The following is a 12,375-nucleotide window of genomic DNA, read 5'->3' as shown; positions in this document are numbered from 1 at the left end:
CACGCGGAAAATGCGTCCGGGAACGCCGGTCGCGACGAACAGCGCGCCCCGGTCGAAAGCGAGGTCCCAGATGTATTCGGCCTGCGGCTCGAAGTACGGGAGCGACTTGCCCTTCTCGATCCGGTAGACCTTGCCGTGCGGCGACGTGCCGGCGTAGATCGCTCCGTCCGGGCCGATGGCGAGCGCCGTCACTTCCGACTCGGGAAGCGTCACGAGGACCGCCGCGGGCCGGCCGGGCTCCTGCCGGAAGATCTGCCCTTCGTCCCCGCAGGCGAAGAGGAGGGCCCCCGACTTCTCCGAGGCCACCGCGAAGATCTTCGTCGCGGAAAGACCCGGGATCGGATGGGACTCGCGTGTCATCGCGAGCCTGCCTTCGGGGAGGGCGGACACCCCGTGCGCGGTCCCTTCGGAGAACTCGCGGGCGGAGTCGATCGTCCAGATCTTCGGCGTGGACGCGCCGGCCCGGGCGGCGCCGCAGAGCGCCGCGATCATGAGGAACTTTCGCATGGAACCTCTCAATCGAGCTTCGGGACCACCTCGAGCGTCAGCCGGGAGGAGCCCGTCACCGGAATCGACTGCTCCACCGTGGCCGAATACACCCGCTGGTGGGCGAGGTTGACGTCACCGTCCCGCGCGCCGGAGCCGGCGAACATCGCGAACACGGTCGGCGGCAGCGCCGCGAGCTCGCGCCCGGCGACGACCGCCCCCGGTCCGTTGCGGTACGCGAGGAGATTGACGGAGTTGGCGGGCCGCATCCGGTCGAGGAAATCGAGCACCTGGTCGAGCGAGCGCGGGTCCGCGGGAAAGAGCGAGAGATCGAACGCGGTCGCGGAGAGCCCGTCGCCGACGAAGACGGTGAGAGGACCGGGCGGCTCGCCCGGGGGGATCGGCAGCGAGAGCACGAGGTGCCGCGCCGTGCCGCGGAAGTCCTGGAGCCCGACGCGGACCTTGACCGTCTCGCCGGGACGCACGCGTTCCTTTTCCGGCTCGACCTCCGTGATCCGCGCGCTCTTCAGGTCGTCGGAATGCTGGATCGCGACGTTGATCCCGTCGATCGCGAGGTCGTGGAATTCGTTGGCCATCAGGTAATTCGTCAGGAGCGCCATCGCGGAGACCGCCTGGTCCTTCGCGTTCAGACCCGAGAAGACCGAGTCGTAGTGCACGGTTCGCCCCGGCGTGGCGATCGACGACTTCCAGACGAGCGTCCGCTCCCCGGTCGACTTCTCGAGCGTCGAGAGCGTGGTGTCGATCGCCATCGCGGCGAGGATCGGCGTGAGCATCGAGTTGCGCACGACCTGGAACTGGTACGTCTGCGTCGGCGCGCTCTCCGAGGCGATCGAGACGCTCACGGGAACCATCGCCGCGGAGCCCCCGAAAGAGCCGAGGATTCCCGTCGAGCGATCCTGCGAGATCGAGCCCAGTACTTTTCCGGTGGAGGCGAACTTGAACGAGCGGTACATCGACGGCAGGACGCCGATCACTTCCGAATCCGCCATCGGCATCTCGACGGGGCCCATGGAGAGGAAGGGATGGCCGAAGGCGAGGACGTTGCCGCCGTCGACCCACGTCACCGTTCCGGTCGCGGCCATCGTCATGTCTCCCGAGATCAGGATCGTCGCGACCGACGAGCCGGGCTGGAGCGGAGGGACCACCTCCCGCGGAACGGCAGCGGACGAACCGGCGACGGCGGCCGGAAACGCGGCGGAGGAAGCCGAAGGCGAACCCGCGGGGAGAGTCGCGCCGCTCGGCGACGGGAGGAAGCCGGCGCGTCGGAACGCGTCGGAAAAGAGCGAATCGGCGGCGGAGAACGGCGCCAGGGACAGCGGCACCGCGAGCGGCGACCACCCCGAGGCTCCCGCGGAGTCCGGGAACGCGCGGGCGACGAGCGCGCGGAACGCGCCGACGAAATCGCCCCCCGAGAACGTCGAGACGAGGCTCTCCGCCTGCGCGTGCTCCCCGGCCGGAGTCGGGGCGCCGATCGGCACCGGCGGATTCGCCGGAACGTGCCGGATGTCGAGCATCGACGCGATCGGCGTGATTCCCGCGATCGCCTCCTCCGAGAAGGGCCACCCGTAGGCCACGGCGCCGATCAGCTTGTCGTCGACGTACACGGGGCTGCCGCTCATCCCGGCGATGACCCCGGTCTTCTCGAGGTTGTTCCCCGTCAGACGCGCGAGGATCAGATCCTGCTTGGGAGCGTATTCGCGCATCACGCCGAGAATCTCGACGCCGAAGCGCTTCACCCCGCCGCCGCCGCCGAAATCGCAGAGTCCGTACCCCTTCTGGCCCGGGTGGATTCCCGAAACGTCCAGGATCGGGGGCGACGCGGCCGCAGGACCGCTCGAAAGCGCCGCGGCGGCGAAGAAGAGACCGGCCGTCAATTTTCGCATCATCGAAGGTACAACCTGCCGAGGACCCCGTTTCATTCCGCGTGACCGAACGGACGCAAAACGCGCGAATTCATTGACCTCTCTGAGTTTCGTGTGCTACGGTCGCCGCGCCGGCGGCGGGCACGGGAGTCGTGCCGCCGAACCCGCGCCGAGGAGGACGAAACGTCTTGAACGCCCAGCCGATCCACACGACGACGCTCGAAGGGAGCCCGTCCCAGTTCGAGACTTTCCTCCGGGAAACGGGGCCGTCCGCGAAGGTGGTCCTCGGCATCCTGCTCTTCTTCAGCCTGGTCTCGTGGCTGATCATCATCGCCAAATATATTCGATTGAAGCGGGTACGAGGGCAATCGAACCGATTCCTCGATTTTTTCCGGAAATCCAAGCGGTTCTCGGAAGTCAACACGATGGCGAGCCAGCTCGCCGAAACGCCGCTGACGACGCTCTTCAAATCCGGTTACGCGGAGCTGGACGCGCAGATCAAGGCCGCCCGCTCGGACGAGCCGGCGACGGCCGCGACGACGAGCACGAGGCTCCTCATCAAGAACATCAGCGGGATCGAGCGGGCGCTCGAGCGCGCCGCGGGAGCGGAAGTCTCGCGCCTGACGCGCTGGCTGACCTTCCTCGCGACGACCGCCGCCGCCTGCCCCTTCATCGGCCTCTTCGGAACGGTCTGGGGGATCATGGCGGCCTTCAACGCGATCGGGATGTCCGGCTCCACCTCGATCGTCGCGGTCGCGCCGGGGATCTCCGAGGCCCTCATCAACACCGCGGCGGGCCTCGCGGCGGCGATTCCCGCGCTCATCGCGTACAACTACTTCATGGGTCAGATCCGCCAGATGCGGGCGACGATGGACGACTTCGCGCTCGAATTCCTGAACCTCACCGAACGGAACTTCACGTAGAGATGGCCTTCTCCGCCGGTCCGAAGAACGATCCCTTCGACCACCTCGCCGACATCAACGTCACCCCCCTCGTCGACGTGATGCTCGTTCTCCTCATCATCTTCATGGTGACGGCTCCGATGCTCCACCAGGGGGTGTCCGTCGCGCTGCCGAAGGCGGAGGCGTCGAATCTCCCGAAGAGCGCGGAGGACCCCGTCATCCTTTCGATCACGAAGAGCGGCCTCTATTACATCAACGAGACGCCCGTCGCCGGAGGGCTCCTCAAGGAGCGGCTCCAGGCGTACATGCGGAGCCGGACGGACAAGACGATCTACCTCAAGGCGGACCGCTCGCTTCCGTACGGGACGGTCGTCGAGACGATGGATCTCCTCAACCGCATGGGGATCGAGAACCTCGGCATGCTGACCGAGTCCCGCGAGAAGAAATGACGGGCGGGGCGCGCTGACGTGGACGCGGTCGGGGAAATCCTCGCCGAGAGGGGGATGCGCACGCCGGAGTGGAAGGCGGGCGCCCTGGGGACGATCCTCCTCCATGCCGGGATCGGGGCCGCGCTCCTGATCGCCTCGCGCCTTCCCGTCAAACGCCGCTTCATCTCGCCGCAGGCGGTCGCCGTGCGCCTCGTGCCGCTCGCTTCCGTCCGGGGAACGCGCACGGCGACCGCGCCCGAGACCGTCTCGCGTCCGGTCATCGAGAAGCCGCAGGACGTTCCGGAACCGTCGCCGAAGGCCCTCCCGCTGCCGGAGAAGACCAAGCCGAAGAAGGAACCGCCCCCGCCGGTGCATCCCTCGCGCACGTCGCCGCAGGCGTCGAAGAAGGCGAGCGGGTCCGCGGTCGACCTCCCCCAGCCGGGGGATTCCGCCGAAGGGTCGCCGACCGGCGTCGCCGGCGCGGGTTCGACGTTCGGGACGTCCCTCTCCGCCTTCGACTCCGCCGACTTCAACTACTCGTACTACGTCACGCGGATGCTCGCCTCGATCGGGGCGAACTGGTTCAAGCCGACGGACCAGGCGGTCGCACCGCCGGTCATCTTCTTCCGGATCGGACGCGACGGCTCGATCTCCGACGTGCGCATCGAACGAACGAGCGGATTCCCGTTCGTGGACCGCGCGGCGCAGCGGGCCGTGATGGCCTCTTCGCCGCTTCCGCCGCTGCCGGCGGATTTCCACGAGAGCTCGCTCGGCGTCCATCTCAAGTTCCAATGAGGAGGTCCTCGTGAAAAGCATCTTCCTCGGGGCGGCCGCGCTCGCCGCCGCCGCGGCGCTCGCCGCCCAGACGCCCGCCCCCCCGAGCGAGAGCCGGGAGCTGTGGCTCGAGCTGAACAAGGCCGTCGAAAAGAAGCTTCCGCTCGCCGTTCCTCCGACGATCGCTCCTGCCGGGCCGGTCATCGAGACCCAGGTGCGGCAGCCGTTCTACGACACGCTGAAATCGGACCTCGACTACGAAGGCGCGTTCACGATCGTCGACTCCGCGCTGTACCCGAAGGGCTACCGCGACGCGACGTCGTCGGAGTCGGCGGACCGGTGGGCGGCGACCGGGGCCGAGGTCCTCGTCGACACTCTTCTCGAGGTGACCGGCGACCGGATCGCCGCCGAAGCCCGCGTCTACGACCTCAAGTCCCACAAGCTCGTGTTCGGAAAGCGGTACAGCGGGGGCGCGAGCTACGTTCCCCGGATCGCGCATGCCGTCGCCGACGACATCGTGAAGTACTTCACCGGCAAATCGGGAGACTTCATGACCGCGATCGCCTTCGCCTCCGACCGCGACGGCGGGCGGGGCCTCCGCGAGATCTACGCCGCCGATTTCGACGGGCGGAATCCGCGGCGCCTGACTCAGCTCCGCTCTCTCGCGATGAACCCGTCGTGGGACCCCGCGGGGCAGCACCTCGTGTTCACGAGCTACGCGAAGATGTTTCCGCATCTGAACGTGATCGGCCGCGACGGCGGGGGAAGGCGCGACCTCTCGACGGGCGTCGAGCTGAACGCATCCCCCTCCTTCTCCCCCGACGGCAAGCGCATCGTCTTCGCCGGATCGCAGGCGGGAAACCCCGACATCTTCGTCGTCAACGCGGACGGATCGGGCCTCAAGCGGCTGACCACTTCCCACGCCGTCGAGTCCACACCGCGGTGGTCCCCCGTGGGCAACCAGATCCTCTACACGTCGAGCGCGGGAGGAACGCCGCAGCTCTATCTGATGGATCCCGAGGGCGCGAACTCGCGCCGCGTCACCTTCGCGGGCGACTGGAACGACGAAGGAGCGTGGTCGCCGGACGGCTCCAAGATCGCGTACGCCTGCCGCAACGGCGGCGACTTCCAGATCTGCGTGATGAACCTCGCGACCGGGCAGGCGCTCCAGCTCACGTCGGAGGGATCCAACGGGCATCCGAGCTGGTCGCCGGACGGTCTGAAGATCGCGTACGACTCGCGCCGCGGAAGCTCGACCCAGATCTACACCATGGACATCAACGGCGAGCACAAGGTGCAGATCACCGACAAGGGAAACAACAGCCAGCCCGCGTGGAGCCCGAATTAGAGCCGGGAGCGCTCGTCGCCACGAGCGCGCCAGGCGCTACCCCGAGGAACGCGCGGCAGGCGGGCGACGCGGGGGTCTCGCCGGCGAATGCGCCGCGGCGGATCGGGTCCGGGCGTGGACTCGTTCCGCCCATTGGAGGCGTTCCCGTGAACCTTTGGTGCTGAAACGGCGCGCCAGGTGGTGCCGTGACGGCCGAATCGGCGCGCGAACAATCCATTTTCCCTCGCCGGACGCGTTGAAAGCGAGCACGAATTTTGCTACGGTCGGAACCGTGACACACTCGGGAATTCGGCAACTTTGAGGAGGAATGAAATGCGCATGCATCGGAGTCTGAAGTTCGCCGCGGTGCTCGGAGCGATCGTCGCTCTCGCCGCCGGCTGCAAGAAGAAACCCCCGACGACGACTCCCGAGGCCGCGCCTCCTCCGCCCGCCGTCGAAGCGCCGACGCCGGCTCCGACTCCCGCGCCGCCGCCGCCGACCACCCGCGGCGAAGACGTCATGTCGGAAGACCTCCAGACCCTCAATTCGAAGGGATACCTGAAGGACTCCTTCTTCGACTTCGACAAGGCGGACCTTCGCGACGACGCGCGCACGGCGCTCGCCTCCGACGCGCAGTGGCTCAAACAGTACGGCTCGATCAAGGTCCTCGTCGAAGGGCACTGCGACGAGCGCGGAACGGAGGAGTACAACCTCTCGCTCGGCCAGAAGCGGGCTTCGGCCGTCAAGGAATACCTGGTTTCCCTCGGGATCGACGGCTCCCGCGTGAACACCGTCTCGTACGGAAAAGCCCGGCCGTTCTGCACCGACCACGACGAGAACTGCTGGCAGCAGAATCGCCGCGGTCACTTCGTGATCACGGGCAAGTGAGGCTCGCGATCGACCCGCGGCGCTCCGCGCTCGCGATCCTGGCGGCCGGGCTCGTCCTGGCCGCCGGATGCGTCTCTTCGGACGACATCGAGGGCCTGCATCGCCAGATGAACGACATCGAGCGGCAGATCCAGGCCGTCGAAAGCAAGTCTTCGTCGAAGGAGGAGGTCCAGAAGCTCAACGCGAGTGTCGCGCAGCAGACGAGCCAGCTCCTGAAGTCGAACGCCGACACCGGCGTCAAGCTCGACGACACGAACCGCCGGCTCGCGGAGCTCTCGCAGCAGATCGCCGCCACGCAGGGAGACCTCGGGCGTCCGGGGGCTCCTCCCGGCGCCGCGCTCTCGCCCTCCGTCGGCGCGCCCCGGCCCAACGCCCCCGGGATTCCAGCCGGACCTTCGCCCCAGCAGCTCTACGACACCGCCTACGGCGATTACACGAAGGGACGGTACGAACTCGCGATCTCCGGTTTCCAGGAATACATCGAGCGGTACCCGTCGACCGATCTTTCCGACAACGCGCAGTACTGGATCGGCGAGTCGCATTTTTCCGAGCGAAAGTTCGACGACGCCATCGCGGATTTCGACGCGCTCCTCAAGCGCTGGCCCAAGAGCGACAAGTCCGCGGCCGCTCTTCTCAAGAAGGGCCTCGCCCTCCAGGAGCTGAACCGTCGCCCCGAGGCGGTCGTCGCGCTCCAGTACGTCATCCACGAGTACCCGGGATCGGACGAGGCTCGCCTGGCAAAGCAGAGGCTGTCCTCGCTGGGAGTGGAATCCCGCTGAAAGATGCCGGCAACCGCGGCGGGTGGTAAGCTCGCCGCGCGGCGGGCGCGGGCCCGCCGAAACGGGCGGGCGGCGAGCCCGCCGGAACGAAGCGGGCGCCGAGCCCGCCAGGGAATGAGAAAGGACTCTCGCACCGAATGGCCAACATCAAATCCGCCGAAAAACGGATCCGCACCTCCGCGAAGAAGACCGCGAGGAATCGCCGCGTCAAGACGAAGCTGCGCAACGTGATCAAGAAGCACCGCTCCTCGGCGTCCGCGGAGACGCTGCCGCGGACGGCCTCCGAGATCGATCGCGCCGCCGCGAAGGGAGTCATCCACAAGAACACGGCCGCGCGCTACAAGTCGCGGCTCGCGAAGGGGTCGAAAACCTCCGGCTCGTAGAGCCCGCCCCGTTTCGTCCGAACGCCCGCTCCGGCGGGCGTTCTCTTTTTTCCGATCAGGGATTCGACGCCGCGTCTTCCCCGGTGTCGGCCCCGCCCCAGGTCTCCGCGCTTTCGTCGTAGGCGGGGAGCTCGAACGACCAGCCGTTGGCGCGGTATCGCTGCCACTCCCAGACCTTCGCCCACTTGAGGAAGACGCCGTAGGCCTGGAGGGCGCAGAGCACGAAGCCGTGTCGTCCGTCGAGAAACCCCGCCTGGAGCACGTACATTCGGAAGAACCGCCACGCGGGGCGGAAGAAGAGCTCCGCGACGCCCGGGTTCTTTCCCCGCTTGAACGCCTCGGCGGCGCCCCACTCGGCATAGCGGTGGAATTTCTCGAGATACTGGGAAAAGGAGCGGAACGTGTAGTGGAGAAGCGGCGCGTCCATCGTCGGCGTGGGCCCCTCGGGCCGCATGTCGGCGTGCACGCGCCGGTTCGGATAGCGCGCGGTGCCGTTCCGGATCAGCCGGACGACCTTGTCCGTCGACCATCCCGAGTGGCGGATGATCCGGTCGACGAAGATGTTTTGGCGGCGGATCGAGTAGTGGTTCGACGAGGGGCCGCGCGTCAGGAGCTCGGTGATCTCCCGGGCGAGCTCCGCGGTGACGCGCTCGTCGGCATCGACGATGAGAACCCACGGGTGCTCCGCGCGGTCCATCGCCCAGTTCTTCTGGGCCGCCGAACCGAAGTATTCGTGCTGGAGGATCCGGACGCCGGGGAGGGAGCGCGCGATCTCGACGGTGCGGTCGCGCGAGAACGAGTCGACGAGGAGGATCTCGTCCGCCCAGAGGACGCTCTCGAGGCACTCCTTGATGTTGATCTCCTCGTTGTAGGAGGTGACGATCGCCGTCAGCTTCTCCCGCTCAGTCAATCCGGACCTGCCAGCGTTCGATCGATTCCGCGCGACCGCTCCTTTCATCGATCTCGACGACGACCGACGAAAGACGCACGTCACGCTTGGCGGTCTCGAACGACCGCGGCGTCTGGGCGAGGAACTTCTCGACGACACGGTCCTTGTTGAACCCGATGACCCCTTCGTAGGCGCCGGTCATTCCGACGTCGGTCAGGTACGCCGTGCCGCCCGGACGGATCGTCTCGTCCGCCGTGGGCACGTGCGTGTGGGTCCCGACGACCGCGGAGACGCGTCCGTCGAGATACCAGCCGAGCGCGTTCTTCTCGGACGTCGCCTCGGCGTGGAAGTCCACGAACACGACCGGCGCCTCCTTCTTCAACGCCGGGAGCATTTCGTCCGCGACCCGGAACGGGGAGTCGATGTTCGTCATGAACACCTGTCCCTGGAGATTCAGGACGGCCACCGGGACGCCCGAAGCGGTCTTCTTGACGATGCTCCCGTGGCCGGGATTTCCCTTCGGGTAATTCGCGGGACGGAGCACGTCCTCGAGTTCGTCGAGGCTCGGCAGAAAGTCCTTGCGATCCCAGATGTGGTTGCCGGACGAAAAGACGTCGATCGGGAGCTTCTTCATCTCGTCGTAGATCTCGCGGGTGATGCCGAATCCTCCGGCGGCGTTCTCGATGTTGACGATCGTGAAATCGATCTTCCGGCGATCGATCGTCTTCTCGAGAGTCTCCGAGACGGCGCGGCGCCCGGGGTTGCCGACGACGTCCCCGACGAAGAGGATCCGGATCAACGGGCCGCCGTCATCGCGCGTATTCCACGGCGCGGGTCTCGCGGATGACCGTCACCTTGATCTGGCCCGGGTACTGGAGCTCGGTCTCGATCTTCTTCGCGACGTCCTTCGACAGCCACAGCGCTTCGTCGTCGGTGATCTTCGTGGCCTCGACGACGATCCGCAGCTCGCGCCCCGCCTGGACCGCGAAGGCCTTCTGCACGCCCTTGAAGCCATCCGCGATGTGCTCGAGCTTCTCCAGGCGCTTGACGTAGGTCTCGAGGATCTCGCGGCGCGCCCCCGGCCGCGCGGCGGACAGCGCGTCCGCCCCGTTGACGAGGACCGCCTCGATCGACCGGGGCTCGTAGTCGCCGTGGTGGCACTCCATCGCGTGGATCACGGCCTCCGATTCGCCGAACTTCTTCAGCACCTCGCGCCCGAGCTCCAGGTGGGTCCCTTCCATCTCGCGGTCGATCGCCTTCCCGATGTCGTGGAGCAGCCCCGCGCGCTTGGCGACGTCCACCGAGACCCCGAGCTCCGCCGCCATGTTCCCGGCGAGCCATCCGACCTCGCGCGAATGCTGGAGCACGTTCTGCCCGTAGGACGTTCGGTACTTGAGGCGGCCGAGGAGCTTGACGATCTCCGGGTGGAGGTCGGGGATCCCGAACTCCAGGGCGACGGACTCCCCCTCCTGCCGGATCTTCTCCCAGAGCTCGGCGCGGACCTTCTCGACGATCTCCTCGATGCGCGCCGGGTGGATGCGGCCGTCCACGATCAGCCGCTGGATCGCCATCCGGGCGATCTCGCGGCGGACCGGCTCGAAGGCGGAGAGAATGATCGCCTCGGGGGTGTCGTCGATGATGAGATCGACGCCGGTCGCGGCTTCGAGCGCGCGGATGTTGCGCCCTTCGCGCCCGATGATCCGCCCCTTGAGGTCGTCCGACGGGAGGTCGACCACCGAGACGGTCGCCTCCACGACGGTGTCGGAGGCCATCCGCTGGATCGCCATCCCGATGATCCGCCGGGCCTTCTGGGTGGCGTTCTCCGACGCCTCTTCCTCGATCCGCCGGATGAGGTGGGCGGCTTCGAGCCGCGCGTCGTTCTCGATCGAGCGGACGAGGTTCTGCTTCGCCTGTTCCGCCGTCAATCCGGAGATCGACTCGAGCTTCCGGCGCTGCTCGTCGATCAGCCCCTGGAACTCCTCCTCGAGGCGGTCGATCTCCCCCTGGCGGCTCGCGAGATCCTTCTCGCGCTTGTCGAACTCGGTGCCGCGCTGCTCGATCTGGGCGAGCTTCCGGTCGAGGTTCTCCTCTTTCTGGGCGATCCGCTTCTCGAGGGCGGCGATCTCCTGGCGCCGGGCGTTGGCCTGCTTGTCGAATTCGGCCCGCGCGGCGAGGATCTTCTCCTTCGCCTCGATGTCCGCCTCCCGGCGCTTCGAATCCGCCTGGCGCTTCGCGTCCTCGAGCAGGCGCTCGGCCTCGCGGCGGGCGGCGTTCCGGATTCCCGACGTCCGGCGGTTCACCAGGAGGGAAAAGATCACGGTGGCAACGATCGCGGCCGCGATCCCCGCCACGAGAGCGATCACCAGTGTTCCATCCATCGCGTTTCTCCAGGGCGTCCCGGAGCGCCGCGGGAGGGGAATCGAGGGAGGTCCCGCGTTGGCCGTGTGTCAGTCGACTTGAACCTGTCTTCAGACAGGTGGGTGCCCGAAAGGCGAAGCTTTAGTTTCCCGGGGTTACCGGGACGTCACCGCTCCGCCGGAAGTCAAGCTCCCGAATAGTGAATGTTGGTTCAAGAGTGACTTTTCCATCACGAACCAAGCAGGACCAGCCTCTTTCCCGATTCTCCCGTTTCCCGAGCCGGCTCGAGAGCGGCTCATCGTGCCTCCAGGGCGTCGTCGAGTTTCTTTATGAGGCGCTCCACCCTCGCCTTCGCGTTGGACGGATCGCCCTGACCCCTTCTCTCCCGTTGGTACAAATCATCCGAGATGTTCAATGCCGCCAGAATCGCGATCTTGGCGGAATCCACCGTGGCCGCCCGTTCGGCCACCTCGCGCATCTTACCATCCACGAATCGGGCGAGTTCCCGGACGTACGAGCTGTCGCTCTCGGCCCGGACGGTATACGTCTGGCCGTAGATTTCGACCTGTGTGACGTTGGCCCGGTTCTCCGCCATGTCCCGTGGTTCCTCTCCCGGGAAGTATACGGGCTAAACCTTAGCAGCGTCAATCGTTTCCAGAGTCTCGATCAGCCGGCTCAGGCGTTCTCTGACCTTTTCGTTCTCCGCCTCGTGGCGGGCGAGCTCGGCGGCGAGCTCTTCCTCGCGTTTGGCCGACTTGCGGGCCGTCCCGAGCTCCGCCTTCGTCCTCTCGATTTCGGCCTCGCGTTCGGCGAGGCGGGCCTTCAATTTCCCGTTCTCCTCGGTCGCCGAACGGTACTTCCCGAGGATCCGCTCCACGCGCTTCTCGAGCGAGTCGAAGATCTTGGCGTTGTCTGCGGTCGTCATGAGTTCTCTCCGAATTTCTGCTTCCAAATTTCGATGAGCCGGTCGCGCTCGCGGTTGACTTCCTCCCGCGAGAGCGTCCGGTCGGGCGCGCGAAAGCCGAGGCGGACCGTCACGTTCCGGATTTCCGGACGATTCGGGTCGACGTACAGCTTGAGGAGGACGGTCTCCTCGAGATGATCGAGGCGGGCGGCGGCGATCTCTCGTTCGAGATCCCGCCACGACGTCCCGGGGCCGCACGCGACCGTCACGTCGACATCGGCCGCCGGGAAGCGGGAGAATTCGGCGAAACGCGCCGCGCCCCCGGACCGGGAAAGCGCCCCGAGATCGAGCTCGGCGACGACGACGGCCGTCGG

Annotated in this window: 15 protein-coding genes and 1 other RNA gene; 7 read left to right on the top strand and 9 right to left on the bottom strand. The window is 67.0% G+C overall.

Annotated elements, in window-relative coordinates; all coding sequences use genetic code 11:
• On the bottom strand, positions 1–507 hold a 507-nt coding region (locus VFS34_09115; protein HET9794608.1), incomplete at its 3' end, for a hypothetical protein.
• Positions 508–515: 8 nt separating this feature from the next.
• Positions 516–2,381, bottom strand: coding sequence for a SpoIVB peptidase S55 domain-containing protein (locus tag VFS34_09110; GenBank protein HET9794607.1), 1,866 nt, complete (start codon positions 2,379–2,381; stop codon positions 516–518).
• Positions 2,382–2,557: 176 nt separating this feature from the next.
• Between VFS34_09110 and VFS34_09105 the strand changes: the two genes are divergently transcribed.
• The 7 genes from VFS34_09105 (at position 2,558) to rpsT (ending at position 7,850) form a co-directional block, all read left to right on the top strand.
• Entirely contained in the window at positions 2,558–3,292 is a 735-nt protein-coding gene (locus tag VFS34_09105) for a MotA/TolQ/ExbB proton channel family protein (GenBank protein ID HET9794606.1), read from the top strand.
• Positions 3,293–3,294: 2 nt separating this feature from the next.
• On the top strand, positions 3,295–3,720 hold the full coding sequence (tolR, locus tag VFS34_09100; protein ID HET9794605.1) for a protein TolR: 426 nt from the start codon (positions 3,295–3,297) through the stop codon (positions 3,718–3,720).
• Positions 3,721–3,738: 18 nt separating this feature from the next.
• Positions 3,739–4,494 carry a TonB family protein gene (locus tag VFS34_09095; protein ID HET9794604.1) on the top strand — a complete coding sequence of 252 codons (756 nt, stop codon included), beginning with the start codon at positions 3,739–3,741 and terminating at the stop codon, positions 4,492–4,494.
• A 10-nt stretch (positions 4,495–4,504) separates the two neighbouring features.
• Positions 4,505–5,821, top strand: a complete 1,317-nt coding sequence (tolB, locus tag VFS34_09090; protein ID HET9794603.1) for a Tol-Pal system beta propeller repeat protein TolB — start codon at positions 4,505–4,507, stop codon at positions 5,819–5,821.
• Positions 5,822–6,139: 318 nt separating this feature from the next.
• Entirely contained in the window at positions 6,140–6,688 is a 549-nt protein-coding gene (pal, locus tag VFS34_09085) for a peptidoglycan-associated lipoprotein Pal (GenBank protein HET9794602.1), read from the top strand.
• Positions 6,685–7,467: a tol-pal system protein YbgF gene (ybgF, locus tag VFS34_09080; GenBank protein ID HET9794601.1), complete on the top strand. Its 783-nt coding sequence runs from the start codon at positions 6,685–6,687 to the stop codon at positions 7,465–7,467. Before pal ends, ybgF begins: the two co-directional genes overlap by 4 nt.
• 137 nt (positions 7,468–7,604) lie before the next feature.
• The gene (rpsT, locus tag VFS34_09075) at positions 7,605–7,850 is read left to right on the top strand and encodes a 30S ribosomal protein S20 (GenBank protein HET9794600.1); all 246 of its coding nucleotides are present in this window, start codon (positions 7,605–7,607) and stop codon (positions 7,848–7,850) included.
• Positions 7,851–7,905: 55 nt separating this feature from the next.
• Here the strand turns inward: rpsT and VFS34_09070 are convergent, their stop codons facing one another.
• The 7 genes from VFS34_09070 to VFS34_09040 form a co-directional block, all read right to left on the bottom strand.
• On the bottom strand, positions 7,906–8,760 hold the full coding sequence (locus tag VFS34_09070; GenBank protein ID HET9794599.1) for a glycosyltransferase family 2 protein: 855 nt from the start codon (positions 8,758–8,760) through the stop codon (positions 7,906–7,908).
• Entirely contained in the window at positions 8,753–9,535 is a 783-nt protein-coding gene (locus VFS34_09065; GenBank protein HET9794598.1) for a TIGR00282 family metallophosphoesterase, read from the bottom strand. The genes VFS34_09070 and VFS34_09065 overlap by 8 nt, the downstream gene beginning before the upstream one ends.
• Before the next feature lie 13 nt (positions 9,536–9,548).
• Positions 9,549–11,117: a ribonuclease Y gene (gene rny / locus VFS34_09060; GenBank protein ID HET9794597.1), complete on the bottom strand. Its 1,569-nt coding sequence runs from the start codon at positions 11,115–11,117 to the stop codon at positions 9,549–9,551.
• Positions 11,118–11,163: 46 nt separating this feature from the next.
• A non-coding RNA gene (gene ssrS / locus VFS34_09055) (6S RNA) lies at positions 11,164–11,347 on the bottom strand.
• Between the two features lie 45 nt (positions 11,348–11,392).
• Complete coding sequence (locus VFS34_09050; protein HET9794596.1) at positions 11,393–11,692, bottom strand: cell division protein ZapA; 300 nt, start codon at positions 11,690–11,692, stop codon at positions 11,393–11,395.
• A gap of 33 nt (positions 11,693–11,725) precedes the next feature.
• A complete protein-coding gene (locus tag VFS34_09045) occupies positions 11,726–12,022 on the bottom strand; it encodes a hypothetical protein (protein ID HET9794595.1) in 297 nt (98 codons plus the stop codon).
• Positions 12,019–12,375, bottom strand: a 357-nt coding sequence (locus VFS34_09040; protein ID HET9794594.1) for a hypothetical protein, incomplete at its 5' end; no start/stop codon positions are given. The genes VFS34_09040 and VFS34_09045, both read right to left, overlap by 4 nt.

Source organism: Thermoanaerobaculia bacterium, assembly GCA_035717485.1.
Taxonomy (GTDB): domain Bacteria; phylum Acidobacteriota; class Thermoanaerobaculia; order UBA5066; family DATFVB01; genus DATFVB01.
Note: the sequence above shows the minus strand (reverse complement) of the source record. Positions and strands in the feature narration are given on the sequence as shown.